This is a genomic window from Rhodococcus sp. 05-2254-2 (assembly GCF_002259095.1).
Classification (GTDB): domain Bacteria; phylum Actinomycetota; class Actinomycetes; order Mycobacteriales; family Mycobacteriaceae; genus Rhodococcoides.
This window is the reverse complement of the sequence record NZ_NOZJ01000004.1, coordinates 217,687-235,383: the sequence shown is the minus strand read 5'-3', so window position 1 is coordinate 235,383 and position 17,697 is coordinate 217,687. Positions and strand designations below refer to the sequence as shown.

Annotated in this window: 18 protein-coding genes; 9 read left to right on the top strand and 9 right to left on the bottom strand. The window is 64.6% G+C overall.

Annotated features, from left to right (window positions below):
• Window positions 1-25: 25 nt before the first annotated feature.
• Window positions 26-334 carry a WhiB family transcriptional regulator gene (locus CH283_RS07195; protein WP_037193923.1) on the top strand — a complete coding sequence of 103 codons (309 nt, stop codon included), beginning with the start codon at window positions 26-28 and terminating at the stop codon, window positions 332-334.
• 135 nt (window positions 335-469) lie between these two features.
• Entirely contained in the window at window positions 470-691 is a 222-nt protein-coding gene (locus CH283_RS07190; protein ID WP_094640758.1) for an ANTAR domain-containing protein, read from the top strand.
• A gap of 144 nt (window positions 692-835) precedes the next feature.
• On the opposite strand, the gene CH283_RS07185 is transcribed toward CH283_RS07190, so the two are convergent.
• Window positions 836-2,065 (bottom strand): EAL domain-containing protein, encoded by a 1,230-nt coding sequence (locus CH283_RS07185; RefSeq protein ID WP_255183127.1) that lies wholly within the window; start codon window positions 2,063-2,065, stop codon window positions 836-838.
• A 429-nt stretch (window positions 2,066-2,494) separates the two neighbouring features.
• Here CH283_RS07185 and praA point away from each other — a divergent pair, with 429 nt between their 5' ends.
• The gene (praA, locus tag CH283_RS07180; RefSeq protein WP_094640756.1) at window positions 2,495-3,004 is read left to right on the top strand and encodes an alkane oxidation protein activator PraA; all 510 of its coding nucleotides are present in this window, start codon (window positions 2,495-2,497) and stop codon (window positions 3,002-3,004) included.
• A 53-nt stretch (window positions 3,005-3,057) separates the two neighbouring features.
• On the top strand, window positions 3,058-3,774 hold the full coding sequence (locus tag CH283_RS07175) for a hypothetical protein (RefSeq protein WP_094640755.1): 717 nt from the start codon (window positions 3,058-3,060) through the stop codon (window positions 3,772-3,774).
• A 66-nt stretch (window positions 3,775-3,840) separates the two neighbouring features.
• Here CH283_RS07175 and CH283_RS07170 read toward each other — a convergent pair whose 3' ends face one another.
• The 4 genes from CH283_RS07170 to CH283_RS07155 form a co-directional block, all read right to left on the bottom strand.
• Window positions 3,841-4,950 (bottom strand): GGDEF domain-containing protein, encoded by a 1,110-nt coding sequence (locus CH283_RS07170; protein ID WP_176460191.1) that lies wholly within the window; start codon window positions 4,948-4,950, stop codon window positions 3,841-3,843.
• Between the two features lie 451 nt (window positions 4,951-5,401).
• Complete coding sequence (locus CH283_RS07165) at window positions 5,402-6,265, bottom strand: DUF559 domain-containing protein (protein ID WP_094640753.1); 864 nt, start codon at window positions 6,263-6,265, stop codon at window positions 5,402-5,404.
• A gap of 151 nt (window positions 6,266-6,416) precedes the next feature.
• Complete coding sequence (locus CH283_RS07160) at window positions 6,417-7,091, bottom strand: SGNH/GDSL hydrolase family protein (protein ID WP_176460190.1); 675 nt, start codon at window positions 7,089-7,091, stop codon at window positions 6,417-6,419.
• A gap of 25 nt (window positions 7,092-7,116) precedes the next feature.
• Window positions 7,117-8,943 (bottom strand): DUF4012 domain-containing protein, encoded by a 1,827-nt coding sequence (locus tag CH283_RS07155; protein ID WP_255183126.1) that lies wholly within the window; start codon window positions 8,941-8,943, stop codon window positions 7,117-7,119.
• Between the two features lie 462 nt (window positions 8,944-9,405).
• Here CH283_RS07155 and CH283_RS07150 point away from each other — a divergent pair, with 462 nt between their 5' ends.
• Genes CH283_RS07150 through CH283_RS07130 form a run of 5 tightly spaced genes read left to right on the top strand, consistent with a single transcriptional unit; the run spans window position 9,406 to window position 12,811 of the window.
• Window positions 9,406-10,629, top strand: a complete 1,224-nt coding sequence (locus CH283_RS07150) for an alkane 1-monooxygenase (RefSeq protein WP_094640751.1) — start codon at window positions 9,406-9,408, stop codon at window positions 10,627-10,629.
• The gene (locus CH283_RS07145; RefSeq protein ID WP_068055073.1) at window positions 10,629-10,793 is read left to right on the top strand and encodes a rubredoxin; all 165 of its coding nucleotides are present in this window, start codon (window positions 10,629-10,631) and stop codon (window positions 10,791-10,793) included. Before CH283_RS07150 ends, CH283_RS07145 begins: the two co-directional genes overlap by 1 nt.
• A complete protein-coding gene (locus CH283_RS07140) occupies window positions 10,790-10,963 on the top strand; it encodes a rubredoxin (protein WP_027495558.1) in 174 nt (57 codons plus the stop codon). Before CH283_RS07145 ends, CH283_RS07140 begins: the two co-directional genes overlap by 4 nt.
• Window positions 10,960-12,168: an NAD(P)/FAD-dependent oxidoreductase gene (locus CH283_RS07135; RefSeq protein ID WP_094640750.1), complete on the top strand. Its 1,209-nt coding sequence runs from the start codon at window positions 10,960-10,962 to the stop codon at window positions 12,166-12,168. The genes CH283_RS07140 and CH283_RS07135 overlap by 4 nt, the downstream gene beginning before the upstream one ends.
• 10 nt (window positions 12,169-12,178) lie before the next feature.
• A complete protein-coding gene (locus tag CH283_RS07130; protein WP_094640865.1) occupies window positions 12,179-12,811 on the top strand; it encodes a TetR/AcrR family transcriptional regulator in 633 nt (210 codons plus the stop codon).
• Window positions 12,812-12,833: 22 nt separating this feature from the next.
• Here the strand turns inward: CH283_RS07130 and CH283_RS07125 are convergent, their stop codons facing one another.
• The 4 genes from CH283_RS07125 to CH283_RS07110 form a co-directional block, all read right to left on the bottom strand.
• Complete coding sequence (locus tag CH283_RS07125; protein WP_068055079.1) at window positions 12,834-13,730, bottom strand: dioxygenase family protein; 897 nt, start codon at window positions 13,728-13,730, stop codon at window positions 12,834-12,836.
• Between the two features lie 8 nt (window positions 13,731-13,738).
• Window positions 13,739-14,815: a maleylacetate reductase gene (locus CH283_RS07120; RefSeq protein ID WP_094640749.1), complete on the bottom strand. Its 1,077-nt coding sequence runs from the start codon at window positions 14,813-14,815 to the stop codon at window positions 13,739-13,741.
• Window positions 14,812-16,599, bottom strand: a complete 1,788-nt coding sequence (locus tag CH283_RS07115) for an FAD-dependent oxidoreductase (protein ID WP_094640748.1) — start codon at window positions 16,597-16,599, stop codon at window positions 14,812-14,814. The genes CH283_RS07120 and CH283_RS07115 overlap by 4 nt, the downstream gene beginning before the upstream one ends.
• Before the next feature lie 129 nt (window positions 16,600-16,728).
• The gene (locus tag CH283_RS07110; protein WP_176460189.1) at window positions 16,729-17,685 is read right to left on the bottom strand and encodes a helix-turn-helix domain-containing protein; all 957 of its coding nucleotides are present in this window, start codon (window positions 17,683-17,685) and stop codon (window positions 16,729-16,731) included.
• Between the last annotated feature and the right edge of the window lie 12 nt (window positions 17,686-17,697).

Below are 17,697 nucleotides of genomic sequence, written 5' to 3'. Positions count from 1 at the left end.
GCACGACGCGAAACGGATCATGACGATGACGGATGACCAGGTCTGGCGCCTCAAGGGTGCGTGCATCGAAGACATGGATGCCTACGACTCGCAACAACTTCCTCGGCACGGACGCAAGCGCGCAGAGAAGGCATGGCGGTTGTGCGCCGACTGCCCGGTGTTGCGCAATTGCGCCGAGCAGACGGCGCGCGATATCGAGTCCGGCCGTATTCCGGTCGGCGTGGTCGTCGCCGGTGCCGCGTATCACGACAATGCGAGCAACGGGCGGCGGACCGACGCCTACCGCACTCTCGAGTTCCTGATCGGACGGCCGCTGTCCAATCCCGCCGCCTGACAGCGCCGAAGCTCTATAACACCGCGGTCACGGAACACTACGAAGTCGGTAACGTGGGCAACTCTGTTCGACGGTTTTTCGGCGCGTCTTCTCGGGTCTGACCTGCGCCGGAGCAAGTCGCGCAACAATGTCTGCATGACCGCAGCGAACGCAACCGACTTCGGGCTACCGGACGCTATCGGACGGGCGCTCTCGCAGCGAGCACCGATCGAACAGGCCAAGGGAATGTTGATGGCAACGCATCGCATCAGCGCGGATGCGGCGTTCGCGCTACTGGTAGACCGATCGCAGGACTCCAACCGAAAGCTTCGCGACATCGCTCAGGAGTTGGTGGACATGGCTTCGACCGCGCGGTAACTGTTCAGGCAGCCCCGTACGCTGCTTTTTCAACGCACGGGGCCTGAGCAATGGGGCAGTCCGGACTACTTCATCACCTGCTGTGCCGTATGCCCTGCCATGGCTGCCCGAAACATCCCGTCCGGGAACGCGGTCGTCGTTGCGTCAGAAATGCGCGAGAATCGCACGCGCACAACGAACTACTGTCGCACGGTCGTACGACATCACGTAATCGAACTCACGATCGGCGTCGACTTCGCCGCGGTGCAGATCGATCGCTGCGAGCACTCCACAGAAGTGCGGACCCAACACCACCACGTTCCACTCCTCCACCAGCGGATCCGTCGGGTCGAGGGGCGCATGCATGATGCCGCCCTCTTGGACGTAGCCCATGCCAACGCCGTACACGCCGGCGTACGAGATCTGCTCGGCCATCGAGACCCAACGCGCACGGGTGCTCGAGGTGAAGTGCTCTGCTCGCTGAAAAGTACCGAGTACCAACGTTTCCGGACCTGAGACCGCAGCCTGCATCTCGAGCGAGGTACTCATCGCCACCAGTAGACGCTTGGTGCTGCGGGTGGCTGTCTTTCCCGCCGACGCGATGGCGTACGGCGACTCGGCGGCGACAGCAGGTGTGCTCCAGGTCGGGAACGGCGGCATCACCTCCGCGGCGTCCGCGGGGAGCTCCTCGGTGGTCTCGGCCGCCGGATACAGCTCACCCACCCCGTAGGTCGCTCCGAGTCCGAGCGCGCGAGTGCGGTGCAGTGCCGTGTCGACTCCGCTGGCGACCACCACCGCGCCAGTTCGTTCCACCTGAGCCGAGACGGCGTGAGCGGTACGTGCGGTGGCGAGATCGGGACGCCGGGAGACCATCGATCCAGCGAGGATGATCACGTCGGGTTCGATGAGCGGCAGCAGGGTCATCGACTGCGGTCGACGACCGACGTCATCGACGGCCACCACTTTGCCGTCACGCCTGGCCTTGTCGATCGCAGCGAGGGTGCGGGCCGGACTGTCGACGAGTGCCGCCTCGGTGACGACCACGATGTCGCGGCGCAACTGTTCCTCGGTGGCGGAATCGAGTGCAGCAAGGGAGTCGACGTCCATGGAGACGAGCATCGGCAACCGCACCGACTGGTTTACCCGAGCCACTCCCCACGCAAGGGCGTCGAGTTCGCGCTTGGCGTCCATTGCTCTGGCTGCGCGCTTGAGCGCGTCGGCGGAGGCGAGCGGACCGTTCTGCGGACCTCGCAGTTGAACTTCGATCGCTGCGAGCGCGCCGTTGTCAAGCCGACAGACCGGGGCGAAATACGGTTGCACCGTCAGCTCTCCCGTGTCCGTGTCGACTGCAGATCCTGCTTCGGCCAGCGCGAACGTCACACCACAGTTTGACACGAAAAAACCACCCCCGTCACGTGGGGGTTGGCTGATCTTCAAACCTGATTCTCGTAGTTTCTTCTCGCTGACTCAATGTTGGACGACGGAGGTGTCACGACAGACACCACAACTATCTCGTTTGGATAACTTTGCATAACGCTCCGATAACGGAACTTCCGCTGGGTCGGCCGCGCGGCTCGGAACCCTCCGAGCTCGAAATCGGGCCGAAAACCCATGACGGAGTGGACTTTCGGAACCGAAGCCCACTTTCGTTACCACGGCAAACAACAAACGTACCGACCGTATTGTGACTTCTCACAGACTTGAACGAAGCAATTCCGACATATGGTTCGCACACCTAACGTCCATCCCGGTTGCCGGAGCACCGGCCGCCACCGGCCGCCCGCGTGGGCTCCCGGAGCCGTCCTGGACATGGAGGATCGATCGATGACGCTCAACCCGCCGACCCGCTCTCGTACACTCGCCGCCGTACTCGCCGCCGTTGCCATCACCGGGGCGACAGTCGGTGCCGCCGATGCCGGTGCCGCCACCATCTCTCCGGCCGGAACCGCCTTCACCGCACCCGGCACGATCGTCGTGAGCACGCCCGCCTCGTTCGGAGTTCCCGTGAGCTGTTCCATCACACTCTCCGGCAGCACCAGCGCCGACGGCTCCTCTGCATCGATCACCGACGCGAAGATCAGCGGTTCCAACCGCCTGTGCGGCCTGCCGCAGCTGAAGAACCTGCCGTGGACTCTGACCCCCACCAGTGCCACCACCGGTGAGGTCTCCAACGTGGCCTTCTCGCTCGTCGGATACAACTGCGGCCCGGCCACCCTCGCCGGTTCGTTCGACAACATGACCAACACCCTCACCTCGACCGACCAGCCCATGTCCGGCAACTGCACGGTCGACAGCCTGTCGGTCCAGCCGAATCCGGCCTTCACACTGTCCTGATCGACATCCTCCGATTACGTTCCAGCACAATCCATTTCCTCGAAGGAGAGCACGTGAAAATCCGCAACAGGACTGTCGTCACGATGGCGGCACTGGCCTCGTCCGTCGCATTGGCGACGATGGTGGCCGCCCCGGCCAACGCTGCCGACACGCTTCCGATCACGTTTCAGGCAGACACGACGACGATCATCGCCAAGACCGGTCAGCCGGTCGTCTTCCCCACCACCGACCTCGTCACGGACGTCGACCTGGTCGGCGGGACGGTGACCGGCACGCTCGCACTGCCGCAGGCATCGGCCGACTTGAAACTCGGCCCTGCAACGTTGGCGAACTTCACCATTTCGATCGTCGATCCGACGCCGGTGTCGGGCACCCTCACCCAGGGCGGTCCCGCGGAGGCACCCACGTTGGATCTCGCCGTGCAGCAGAGCTTCAAGATTCGTATCGACTCGGTGAAGCCTCTGGGTATCGACACCGGGTCCGCGGGGTCGGCGTCGGTCGATCTCATTCCCGCGGGTAGCAATTGCGTCACCGCCGAGACCACTGCCGAACTTACCGGTTCGCTCGACGCGATCGATCTGATCCAGAACAATCAGGCCGATGCCCACGTGAAGGGCACTTACACCATTCCGCAGTTCCAGAACTGCGGCGCGTTCACCTCGGTGCTCAACGGCATCATCGCAGGCCCAGGAAACAGCCTCGACGTGCACCTGACCAACCCGGTGTTCGACGTCGGAACGCAGTCCGCGCTCGCGGCCGAGGTGGCGTAGCAGTTCGTGTACAGCACGATCGACGGCGTCGAGCCGGGTTCCGACACGGACCTCGGCTCGGCGTCGTCACTGCAATTCGTCCACGTCACGGCTCAACGGCGAGTCGCCTCCGTAGAGGGAGACGCGGTCGCCGCCAAGCCTTTTCGCGTGATACATCGCCTCGTCGGCGCGGCCCAGCAGTTCGTTGACAGCGGACTCGACGTCCCCCGTCTCGACCACGGCATGGGCGATGCCCAACGACGCGGTCAACGGTGCCCGGTCGGTGCTGTCACACAGACGAACTCGTAATCGCTCCGATTGTTCGACGACCGTATCGAGGTCGTCGACACACACGGCCGCGAATTCTTCGCCGCCCAGTCGAACCGTGACGGCCGGTGCCGGGAAGACCTCGAGGATGCGATTCGCTGTCGTCCGGATGACCGCGTCTCCATGCTCGTGGCCGTATCTGTCGTTGACCGCTTTGAAGTTGTCGATGTCGATGACCACGGCGACCAGCGACATGTTCGCACCGGATCGAGATTCCAGGTTGCCGATCGCCGCATCGAATCCCCGACGGTTCCGTAGGCCGGTGAGCGGATCGTAGAACGCGCCGGTGGCGTCTCGGCGCAACAGCATGAGGAAGGAATGCCCGATCAACGGTCCCGCGAACATCACCAGGATCAGCATGACGAAGTAGAGATTGGTCTGTAGACGCTCCGCCGGGTCGTTCACCATTGCCGAGACGTAGAGGGCGACGGCGGTGACGAATGCGAAGCCGTGATGGAACGCAAACAGCTTGGGACCGTGAAACCCCGCGACATAAGCGCCCATGACCGTGAACAGGGCTGCAATGGGCAGTACCGCGGACGGTCCATCGGTGGTGAGCAGAACAGCCGCGAGCACGATGTCGGCGTACAGCACGAACGCGATCGACACGCGCCAACTCGGCCAGCCGCCGATCAACCAGATCAACCCCACCGGGACCGTCGTGACAACGGTGAACCACAGGGGCAAACGTGCGAGGCTGCTGTAGGCGAATCCCGGAATGCTCAGAGCGATCGCCGCGGCACCGGCGTAGAGCCAACACAGAATTCCGATGAGAACCCTGGTGATGTCCAAGCCTCGTTGCGAACGCGCATACGCAACGTTCCACCCGTAGTCGACGGGAAGCGACCACCACTGACGAAGACCGTTCACCTTGCAGAGCTTTCCTGGTATCCCGACCTGGAGGGCCAAGTCAACCACAGACGAATCACCCGGTCTGCGAACTCGAGAACTTGCCTGCGGGGCACCGATCGGGCGGCGGAGCCGGGCTTCCCTCCCAGCTCCGCCGCACTCGACCCTACTCGCTATCGAACATATGTGCGAGCTCGCAGAGGAGTGGTTTTCGGTTGTACCACTCATACTGTGCACAATCCGAGAAAGTGACCTACAGTCTGTGACATGCTCCAGAAAAGGGGTTCGAACGGGGTTCGACCGCCAGGTTCCACTGATCCAATTCATTTGGCGCTCTTAGCAATCCTCACGATTGCTGTGATTGCCCTCGTCGTCATCGCGGTCCAACAGGGCCGCCTCTGATCACGCACCTCAGCGTTCATTATCGACTCTGATCGGCGGAATCCCGCGTTTGACTCACGCTTTTGAACGCTCACGTCCGCGGCAGCGCTCGACCGACTGCATCGATCGAACGTCGACGACGCCGGACCACCTCGATGATCTCGTCGACCACGCGTCGCGTTTCGCCCAACGCCTGTACAGCGGAGTAGCGCAGAACCAGCCACCCCTCAAGTACCAGCCGGTTCTGGCGTCGACGATCGCCGTCGAACGCTCGGCTCGACGTATGGAACTCGCGTCCGTCGATTTCGACGATCACCCGTGCCCGGAAGTCCACGAGGTCGCCGAAATACGGACCTACCCGCGCATTGATCTCCATGAAGAACTGTCGAGCGGACAGTGCCCGAGCCACCACTCGCTCGGCCTCGGATCGGGTACCGAGGCAGCACAGACGCAACTGTCTCCGTACTGCCTTCATGCCGTGCATCCCGCGAGATCGTTCGCATTCGGTCGCGATTCGACGTCGCAGAGCCGGCCGCGCGATTGCCGTGTCGAAGAACCGCTCCAACTCCTCACCCGTCAGGGTAGCCGCGACGTCGACGAACACCTGGGCCAACGTCACCACCGGAAGACCTCGGCACCGGTCCGCCTCGGGGACGCGTCGTCGATGGATCTTCACCCACTCCGGCGCGTGCTGCCGGGTCGAGGGCGGCACTGTCGCCGTAACCTGCGTCGGCTCCTCGTCGATCAACCCCCACACCCACGCAGCGGTCAGATGACTGAGCACAGCGCCGGGCTTCCACAGAGCTACCGCTGTGCACAGGTCGATGTACTCGGGTTTGTTCGTCGCATAGAGTCCGGGCAGCACTCGAATCAGCTGCCCGGACGCAGTTCTGCGAGAGATGGTGCTGCGGCTCATCCCCCGAGCCATCAGGTCGACCGCTGTGTGTACCCCCATGCCGATACGGTGAACGATCGACGACGCCTGCGCCAGTGCTGTTTTCGAAACCTGTGGATAGTTCGGGGTTATCCACAGGTAGCCCGCACCTCAGCGTTCACTACCGACTCTGATCGGCGGAATCCCGCGTTCGGCTCACGCTTTTGAACGCTCACGTCCGCGGCAGCGCTCGACCGACTGCCGCAACCACCGCGGCCGCCATGGCTGCAGCCGTACTCGCGGTGGGGTGCACCCCGTCGAAGGTGGCTCCGGGCCGGTCGAGCAGCGGCGCAAATTCGGCGACGGGTATGCCGCGCTCGGCGGCCAGTGCTCGAATGTCGTCGTTCAGGTCGTCGGCGCTGACCGTGCGCGACGACGGCACCGTGGCGATCACGACGGTGTCGACGTCGCGTGCGCGGTCCAGGATCGTGCGTAGGTTGTCGATGATCCGGGGTAGCGGAACCGACCGGGCCAGGTCGTTCGTGCCTCCGTTGACGACGAGTATGTCCGGGTTCGCTGCCAGTGCGTCGTCGGTTCGGGCGAGGATCTGCGTCGTCGTCGCGCCGTTGATTCCCAGATTCCCACCGTCGGCTGCGCGAGAATCGTCTCCGCACACGAGATACGAATACCACGACGTGTTGCCGTGAATCCCCCAGTCGACGCGTGAATTGCCTTGCGCCATCGAGTCGCCCAGCGTCACCAATCGTGGGCCGGTGTCGTTGACGCTCCACCCGAAGCAGTGTGCGTTGCGGACCGTCAGCGCCGGCTTCTTCAGTGGTCCTGCCACGAGCGCGGCGACCAGAGCCACCCCGAGTGCCCCGGCGATCCACAGTCGAGTTCTTCGCACGCCGGGGATTCTGCCCTACCGGCGATCACGAGCAGTCCGGGAAGTCCACTTCGGTCGGTGCCGGCGCCGATTGCGGCTGAACCGGCGCCTGCGCTTCGCCGGCGACGGTCGGTTCGACGAGGTTGTACTCGATGGTCTTGGTCTGTCCCGGCTCGATGACGACCGGCACGTAGAACACCGGATGGCCCCGTTCGGCAGCGGTCAGCAGAAACAGTGGAGTTCCGTTGATCGTGGCATCGGTCAACGTTGCGCCCCGAGTTGCGTACAGAGCCACCACCGATCGGTTGGTTCCCGGCGGTCCGTCGTATCGGGTGGAGTCGTTCTGCCTGCCGGCGATGTAAGTGGTGTAGTCCTGCAGCGGAGCGTTGTTGGTGATCTCGGCGACGACGCGGGTGGTGCGCGTCGGGCCCTCGCAGGACTGCGCGGAGTAGGTGACCTTGCGCTGCAGGTAGTAGTCGAGCTTGCCGCCCGCACCGTTGTTCACCACCACCGCGGCGTACGGGTCGGGGCTGTCGGGAACTTCGTGGCCGATCTCGGTCGGACCGAGGATCGCTTGAAGTGCCGGGTCCGCACTCCACACGGAGATGTGACCTTCGATGGTGGCCTTGCCGAGTGCTTCGAGCAGCGCACTGGGAGAGCCGATGTTGCCCTGCATCTTCGCGACCACCCGGGCGGCGATGTCCTGCAGGTAGGCCTTGCGCGCGCTGTTGTCGTCCTGGAAGCGGAAGTAGGCGTCGGACTGCGTGATCCGGACGACGTTGGATCCGTCGATCACTTCGCCGTCGCCCATCGTGATGGGTCCGACGGCGTCGAGGATGTAGCCGAGGGCAACCGGGTCGGTGGCCAACGCGCCGTCGAGACGCTCGCCTGTTTCCTGCTCCCACATCGACTGCCAGATCCGACCCGCGTACGGAAAGTGCGGACTGACGTTGCTGTTCTGCCAGTTCTGGGTGGGCTGAAAGCGGCTCTCGTAGAAGTCGAAGAAGTCGGGGCCGAGATCGATGGGGTCGTACGGAATCCGAAGCTCGGCATTGCTGGCCAACGAGTCGACCGCGACCTTCCCGTCCACGGCGCGCACGATGCCGAATCCGCCTATCAATCCGCCTGTTCCGCGGGATTCCGAGAGTGTCTGGAAGGCCAGGAAGTAATTGCGCGGGCCGTCCGCACCGAGCATCGCCGGAAGAACCTCGGCCGCGATGTTCGTGTTCGTCAGCAGGGACGTCAGCTCGTGCGTCTGATCCTGCAACCGAGTTCGCGCCTCACCGACCCGATCGACGAATGTCGGTTCCTCGATTGCCTCGGCCTGGGCATCGAGTACCTCCGCTGCAGCCGCCGCCCGAGACAGCGCAGGCGAGGCGTCGCGCAGGGCGGCGATGTCGATGGAACCGTCGGGCCCACGCAGCCGACTCGGATCGAGGGTGGTGCCCACCTCCACCGAGGGTGTCAGCACATCCACGCTCAGCCCGTTGACGACGTCGGTGATCTGCGAGACGACGTCCAGCGGTTGGCCCACGTACGGAATTGCGGCGGCCGCCGTCCAGATCAGCGAATCGGTGGCCTCCTTCGCCTGGGCCGAGGTGCGCACCGCGTCGGACACGGAGGTGTCGGCCTTCTGCGTATCCCCGGTCAGCAGTGCAGTTTTTGCTGCCTGGGCATGCTCGCGGGCCTGATCGAGGTAGGTGTATGCGGCATCGGCGGTGTACGCGAGCCAGGCACCGAGTCCGAGCGCAACGACGACGAAAACACCGAAACCGAGCAGGATGCGTCGACCGGAGTTCTTCTCCCTGGCTCGTCGATGCCTACTGCGACCGCGAGGGCCGTCACCGTCCAGGTTGTCGCTGTCGTAGCCCATGGCGTGGTGCGGGCCCCTTTCGCTCCGGCCAAGAGTACAAACGGTGCCGTCGCAGCGCGACACGACTCTGTCGGAGCAGGCTGCGCCGGCGTCGCACCGGCGCAGCCCTCGAACGTCAGGAACCCAGGAATGCGCTCACTGCGGTGCTGCCGCTCTCGGCGCTTCCGCTGCCGATGAGCCCGAGGATGACGTCGACGATGATCTTGGCGATGAATGCGTCCATAACTACTCCTGTTGTGAAGTACCCCCGACGGGATACAGACGGACCTACGAGCGTTGCGACCGTTTGTGACCGGCCACAACGAATCGGAAGATAGCAGCTGGATCTGTCCAAACGGTGGCGCTGTGGGCGCTGCCACAGCCTCAAGCATTGTTTGTACAAATTTCTGATTTTGTACAACATCCTGACAAATTCCGTGTATTGTCCAATCCACAGTGATCGGCCTTACACGAGGAGTGACGATGACCGCATCGAATGTCGACGATCAGGCGCAGGCGCCGGTCGCCGAATGGCACGACCGAAAGCGATACCTCTGGCTGATGGGTTTGATCCCGCCCACAGCGGTCTTCCTGGCCACCGGCCTGGTGTGGGCCTTCAACCAGCTCGGCTGGACCGCCGTGTCGCCGGTCTGGTGGTGGATCGGCGCGCTGCTGGTCTACGGCCTGCTTCCGATCCTCGATCGCTTCTTCGGTCCCGACGGTGACAACCCACCCGACGAGGTGATGAAGGCGCTGGAGGAGGACAAGTACTACCGCTACTGCACCTACGCCTACATTCCGTTCCAGCTCGCCAGTCTGGTGTTCGCCTGCTACCTGTGGTCGGCGAACAACCTGTCGTGGCTCGGCATCGACGGCGGGCTCGGCCTCATCTCGAAGATCGGCCTGGCCATCAGTATCGGCGTGATGGGCGGCGTCGGTATCAACACCGCGCACGAGCTCGGCCACAAGAAGGACAGCCTCGAGCGTTGGTTGTCGAAAATCACTCTGGCACAGACGTTCTACGGCCACTTCTACATCGAGCACAATCGCGGCCACCACGTTCGCGTCGCCACTCCCGAGGATCCGGCGAGCTCGAAGTTCGGCGAGAGCTTCTGGGCCTTCCTGCCACGCAGCGTGTGGGGCAGCCTGAAGTCGTCCTGGGAGCTGGAGAAGACGCGCATGGAGCGACTGGGCAAGAGCACGTGGAGCATTCAGAACGACGTGCTCAACGCATGGCTGATGTCGGTGGTTCTGTACGGGGTCCTGATCGCGGTGTTCGGTCCGATCGTATTGCCGTTCTTGATCATTCAGGCCATCTACGGATTCTCACTGCTGGAGACGGTCAACTACCTCGAGCACTACGGCCTGCAGCGTCAGAAGAAGGAGAACGGCCGCTACGAGCGATGCACTCCCGAGCACAGCTGGAACTCCGATCACATCGTGACCAACATCTTTCTGTACCACCTTCAGCGCCACAGCGACCACCACGCCAATCCCACCCGCCGCTACCAGACTCTGCGCAGCATGGACGGGGCACCCAATCTGCCGAGTGGCTACGCGAGCATGATCTCGCTGGCCTACTTCCCACCGGTGTGGCGCAAGGTGATGGACCACCGCGTACTCGACCACTACGACGGTGACATCACGAAGGTCAACATCCAGCCGTCCAAGCGGGAGAAGATCCTCGCCGCGCACGGAGCGAAGTGATGGCCGCCTTCGAGTGCCCGGTGTGCGAGTTCGTCTACGACGAGACCAACGGCGCACCGCGAGAGGGCTTTCCGGCAGGAACACCGTGGTCGGACGTACCCGACGACTGGCCGTGCCCCGACTGCGGTGTCCGCGAGAAAATCGACTTCAGGAGTAAGGCATGAAGCTCTATCGCTGCGTTCAGTGTGGATTCGAGTACGACGAGGAACTGGGCTGGCCCGAGGACGGCATCGAGCCGGGCACGCGCTGGGACGACATTCCCGACGACTGGTCGTGCCCCGACTGCGGCGCGGCCAAGGCCGATTTCGAGATGGTCGAGGTAGAGCGCGGGTGACTACTGGGCAACCCGCCGAGGTCGTGATCGTCGGTACCGGTGCCACCGGGTACACCGCCGCCAAAGTGCTACGGGCCGAGGGCTTCACGGGTTCCATCACGCTGATCGGGAGCGAGCAGGAGTCCACCTACCGTCGTCCGGCGGTGTCCAAGGAGCTGCTGATGGGCACGAAGTCGGTCGATCAGGTCCGGTTGGGTGCAGCCATCGAGGGCGTGGACGTCCGCACGGGCGTCACCGCCGTCGCCGTCACCGACTCGGCCGTCGAGCTCGATCAGGGCGATCCGATCCCGTACGACGCCGTGCTGTTGGCAACGGGTTCTCGGGCTCGGCAACTCGATTTCCCGGGTCACGTGTTCACGCTTCGCAGCGCCACCGATGTCGCACCACTGCATGCCGACATCCTCCGCACCGGATCGCTGTTGGTGATCGGCGGCGGATTGATCGGGTGCGAGGCGGCGGCAGCAGCCCGGTCGCTCGGTGCCGAGGTGACGGTGCTCGAAGCGGCATCGGCTCCGCTGAGCCGGATCGCGCCGCCAAAGATTTCACAGATGTACCGAGACCTGCACGCGGACAGAGGGATAACGATGCACACCGACGTCACCGTGACGAGTCTCGACGAGCAGGACGACGGCACCCTCCGTGCCACCGCTCGAGACGGACGCTCGTGGTCGGCCGGCACCGTCCTGGTGTCCGCCGGTTCGGTGCCCAACGTCGAGCTCGGGGCGGACATGGGCCTCGAGACCGCGTCGGGAATCCTGGTCGACGCGTCGATGCGCACATCGAGGCCGAACGTCTACGCGGCGGGCGACGTGGCAGAGGTCCCCAACACGATTCTCGGCGGCACCTATCGGAGTGAGCACTGGAACGGTGCCGTCGATCAGGCGACCCGGGCAGCACGGTCCATACTCGGTCTCGATGTCGGCAGGCTCGACGTGCCGTGGGGCTGGTCGACTCAGCACGGGCTCAACCTGCAGTTCGCGGGTTGGACCGGTGCCGAGGACGAGTACGTCGTGGTTCGCGGCTCCATCGAGGAACGCCGCTTCACCGCCTGTGCGCTGCGCGGCGACACGCTCGTCGGGGCCATCGGCGTCGGCTTCCCCAAGGACATCCGACAGATCAGATCCCTCATCGCGAGCGCAGACCCCATCGATCGGGAACTCCTCGGAGAAGATTGGCTGGATCGGCCCCATGCGGTCGTTCGATAGAGTCGTGTTCATGCCCGCAGCCGAACAGACGTCGACCCCCGGTCGATACCGTGAAGCCGCATCCACTCTCGCGCGCGATACCGCGCTCGACGCCTTGCGAGAGCTGCTGAACGAGCGCAACTGGCGCAACGTCACGATGAGCCACATCGCCAAGGCTGCAGGGCTGAGCAGGCAGAGCCTGTACAACGAGTTCGGTTCGCGGCGTGGCGTCGCGCAGGGGTACGCCATCAGATTGACGGACCTCTTCGTGGCCATGTGCGAGACGGCTCTGTATCAGCACGAGAACGACGCGTCGGCCGCTCTGCGGCAGGGCTTCTCGTCGTTCTTCGAGCTGAGCGGCCTGGATCCGCTCGTCCGGTCGCTGCACAGCGGCGACGCACCGGAAGATCTTCTGCGCCTGATCACCACCGACAGCGAGGTGCTCATCGAGCGGGCGGGTGAGCGTCTGTCCGAGACCTTCCAGCGCGGATGGGTGGGCGCGAGCCCACGACAGGCCGACGTAATCAGCAAAGCCATCGTCCGATTGGCCCTGAGCTACATCCCCGAACCGCCCGAGGACATCGCTGCAGCGGCCGACGATCTGGCGCTGCTGCTGACCCCGTTCGTCGATTCGATCACCGCCGGGCGGTCGGTCGACCACTGACCGACCGTCCGGACCGGCGGTCTCAGATCTCGGCCGGAGCGAGCACGATGTCGAAATCCGCTCTGGCCCAGGTCTTGTCACCGACGTCGCGACCGTCCGGCGTCGGTGTTCCCGACGGCTGCTCGACGAAGTCCTTGATCAGGGACTCCTTGACTCCGAACACGGTGTCGCTGCTCAACAGTTCGTCGCCGCTGACGAAGATGTGCGTCACCAGCGTCCGCATCCCCGGTGCCGAGACCATGAAGTGCAGGTGCGACGCACGCATCGGCGAGCGGCCGGTCGCGGCCAACATCCGGCCGACGGGGCCGTCGTGCGGAATGGGATACGGCGTGGGCGTCAACGCCCAGAATCGATAGTTTCCTTCGTCGTCGCTGTAGAGATGCGCTCGACCGCCGACGCGCGCGTCGTCGTACTGAACGTCGTAGAACCCGTCCTCGTCGGCTTCCCAGATTTCCAGGCGCGCTCCGGGGATCGGCGTGCCGGCGGTGTCGCGCACGGTTCCCTCGACCCAGCACGGTTGTCCGGCAGCACCTCCCGATGCATCACCACCGTTCTCGATCCGCGGTGCGTCGTCGACGAAGAACGGTCCGAACACGGTTGCTTCGGTCGCATCCTCGTAGGCCGGGTTGTTCACGTTGATCGTCTGCATCGACGCCCCGAGGACGTCGGAGAGCAGAATGAATTCCTGACGGCGGTCGTCGGTGATGTGCCCGACCTCGGTCAGGAAGCCGATGGCGGTGTTCCACTCCTGTTCGGTCAGTCGCACGTCGCGGACGAATCCGTGCAGGTGGTGCACCAGCGAGGTCATCACCTGCTTCAACCGGGGGTCGGTGCAGTCGTCGAACGATCGAAGTACGTTCTCCACCAACCGCTCTTCGACGGCGTCCTGGGCTTGTCCGGTCATGGTCTGCTCGGTCATGGTCTCTCTCACTGTCCGATGTCGGTCGGCGGGTCGCCGGCCCACGCTGCGTGCAGAATGGCTGCGGCGGCCTCGCGGGTGACGGGCCGCGGGTTTCCGTACGATCTGCTCGTCACGTCGTCGGCGATTCGGTCGATGTCCTTCTCCTTCATACCCAATTCGGCCAGCGAACGTGGCGCTCCGAGTCCACGACAGAGATCCCACAACCGGGTTGCCGGGTCCCCGGAACCGGGAAGCGCACGCGAGAGCGCCGTCACTGCGCCGGGTGCAGCCGACTGATTGAAGGCCAACACGTGCGGCAACACCACGGTGTGGGTCGGAGCGTGCGGCAGGTTCAAGGTACCCCCGAGCGAGTGACACAGCTTGTGGTGCAACGACATCGTCGTGGCACCGAGAGTGGCGCCGCACAACCAGGCACCGTAGAGGGCGTCGCTGCGCGCCTGTGGATCGAGGTGATCGGCCACGATGGCCGGCAGCGCCGATGCGAGTGCGCGCACTCCGTCCTCGGCCATCAGCGCGACGATGGGGCTGATGTCGGGTGCATACAACGCCTCGACGGCGTGCGCCACCGCGTTGATTCCACTGGTGACGGAGATGTCGACCGGCAGGCCCGTCGTCAGCTCGGGGTCGTAGACGACGCTGCGGGGCAGCACCCTGATGTCGCGACCGGTTTCCTTGCGCCCGTCGGTCGTCAGCCCCCACACCGGGGTCATCTCCGAGCCTGCGTACGTGGTGGGAACGGCGACGATCGGGAGCCCGTGGACGAGGGCGATGGCCTTTCCGAGGCCGATCGAGGACCCGCCGCCGACGGTGATGCAGCCGTCTGCCCCGAGGGAAAGCGCTTCTGCACTCGACCTTTTCGCCACCTCCGCGGGCACGTGCATTACGGCGTCGGCGCGCACACCCACGCATCGGTCTCCGAGCATCGAGGCAATGCGTTCGGCTGTGCCCTTCTGGCTCGGTGAGCAGAGAACGAGGACGCGGCGCAGGCCGAGGTGATCGAGCTCGTCCGCCAGAACCGACAGCGAGCCTGCACCGAACCGCACCCGCATCGGGTTCGCCTCGTAGGCGAAGTCGTAGGTCATCGCGACAGGACCGCGGTCAATGCCTGCCGCAGGGCGTCCTCGGGGTCTGCCGCGAGTTCGTCTGCACGCCAGCAGATGTGCTTGTCCGGGCGGACCAGCAACGCACCGCTCTCGGTCACTTCGCGCAGCCGAGACCAGTCGAAGTACAGGTCGGTGACGTCGCGTCCGGGTCCGATGACGACGGTTTCGAGGGGCACACCCAACTCGTGTGCGATCTTGTCCGCCGCCGACTCCCAGTCCGATCCGGCGACTCCGGTGATGAGCGTGAAGCGGTCGTAGGGCGCGAGATCCATCATCGCGTGCTTGTGCATGTGATCGCCCACCCAGGCGTGCGGAAGGTGCGATCCGGGGACGGTGGAAACCTGGTAGTACAGGTCCGGGTCTCGTACCGGCTCGGGCAGAACGCCGTCGGGCACGACAGCCGAGGAGGTGTAGAACTGGCCCAATTCGACTCCGTGGGCGTTGAACTCGTAGTTCTTGATCTCCATCGCCTTCACCAGCGCGGCTCGCTTGGCCTCGCCCGCCGGTGTGTTGGCCTTACGCTCTTCGATGCGTTCGACCATCTCCTCCTCGGTCTTGGCGTCGGTGACCCCGAGGGCGTGGAACAGGTCTGCGAACTCACGGCCGGAGCGATTGGCACGCTTGACGATTCGCTCGGCCACTGGGGCGCGCTCGGCGGAGTAGGTATCGAGCAATGCTTCGCCCGCCTGGCCCTTCAGTACCGCGGCGATCTTCCACGCGAGATTGTAGGAGTCCTGGATCGAGGTGTTCGAGCCGAGCCCGTTGCTCGGCGGATGCCGGTGGATGGCGTCGCCCGCACAGAACACCCGCCCCTTCTGCAGGTGCGTGGCGTACATTTCGTTGTTGCCCCACAACGATGTTCCGGTGATCTCGACGTCGAGTTCCGGCATGCCCAGCAGGCTCCGCACGATCTCGACGGCGGCTGCCTCGTTCACCACCGGCGGTGGCTGCGCGATGTCGAATCCCCAGACCACGAGCCACTCGTTCCACGGCCGGACCATCCGAACCAGCCCGGCACCGATACCACCGACGTTCGACCCGGGCTGAATCACCCAGTACAGCACCGACGGTCGGTGTCCGACGTACTCGGCGATGTCGGCCTTGAAGGTGATGTTCATCGACCCGGCGATGTCCATCGCGCCCTCGAGCGGAAGGTCGATGTCCGCGGCCACCTTGGAACGCGCTCCGTCCGCGCCGATCAGATACTTGGCACGGATCGTGTAGCGGTGTCCGGTGAGTCGATCGACCACCGACACACTGACCCCGTCGGCGTCCTGCACGTGCGAGAGGTACTCGGTGGAGAACTGGGCCTGCGTTCCCCGCATCGTCGCGTTCTTCACCAGGATCGGCTCGAGGTACGTCTGCGGAATGTCGACGGTCAGGCACGGCGAGGCGAGCTGGTAGTCCGCTTCTCGGTCGGCCCCGGTACCCCACGTGCGGATGCGTCCGATCTCCTCGCCCGCGATCGAGGTGCAGAACACGGTGTCGCCGACGAGCCCGTGCTCGGTGGCGTCGGCCAGTACCTGATCTGCGATACCGACGTCGCGGAAGACCTCCATGGTGCGCTGGTTGGTGATGTGAGCGCGGGGAGTGTTGGCCGTCCAGCGGTACTTGGTGATCATGATGTTCGGGATTCCGAGCGTGGACAGCAGCAATGCTGCGGATCCACCGGCAGGCCCCGAGCCGACGATGAGAACGTCGGTCTCGACCACCGAGGAATCGGGTAGCTCTGTGGCCTTCTGGCCGTCGTCGAACACCGGCATGGAACACACCCTTCGTTGCGCCCGACGTTGATCTCGGGTCTTGCAAACCAGTGTCCTGCATCACACCGTGGGTGGCCATCGATCCCGGTCATGTCGGCGCAAATCGGCAACGGTGGCGCAATTGCGCAACTAGTGCACCGACCGCAGCACCACGGCGTCGCGTCGAACGTCCGATGCTCGGGCTCCGAACCGTGCCGAGAAGGCACTGGAAAAGTAAGCGGCAGAGGAGAATCCGCAGGAGGCGGCGATCTCGGCAATCGACGTCGAGCGTCCCGACGGCGAGGTGAGCACCGTGTGTGCACGAGAGAGTCGCCGCTCGAGGATGTATTTGGGCACGCTGGTGCCGTCGGCTGCGAAGACTCGGGACAGGTGCCGGGCGCTGATTCCGATGGCGTCGGAGACGTCGGTGGCAGACAACGACGCGTCGGTCAGACGGCGCTCGATGTAGGAATGAGCAGCCGCGCGATGCGCCTGCCCGATGTCACTGCGCGTTCCACCGGTCAGGACGGAGACCAGTTCGAGGATCGTCCGCTCGTCGGGCGCCGCCGGCCCGTCGGCGCGCATCGCGCGGCTCACTCGAGCGGCCAGGGCGGCAGCGTGCACGTTGCCGTTCGCCGAGAAGTCGAAGACTTTCGGGGCCGCGAGTGAGTCCTCTCCGGTGACGTCGGAGTAGACCCCGCGCGGGATCTTGACGACTAGTTCTTCGAGGCCGTGCGAGAACCCGCGCATGAAGGCCCTGTCGGCGTCGCACAGCAGAACCTGGCCTGGGCCCACGGTGCGCACACCGTCCTCGGAGTAGAAGAACGCATCGCCGACCAGGCTGAAGTACAGGACCACCGAGTCCGACGGCCGGCGCCGAATCAGCTCGGCATCTCGCTCGACGACATGGGAGGTTCCGACAACACGGGCCAGCCCGACCGATCCGACCTGGACGTTGGTTTCGGTGGCCTCGAGGGACCCGCCTTCCAGGCTGCGGCATCTCAGCCCGATGAGCACCTCGGAGTTGTGCCCCTCCCACCGTTGTATTCGCTCGACGGAGGGAAGCCCGACGGTGGAGAACTCCACGGGTGACGCAGCGATCGACACGTCGGGCCTCCT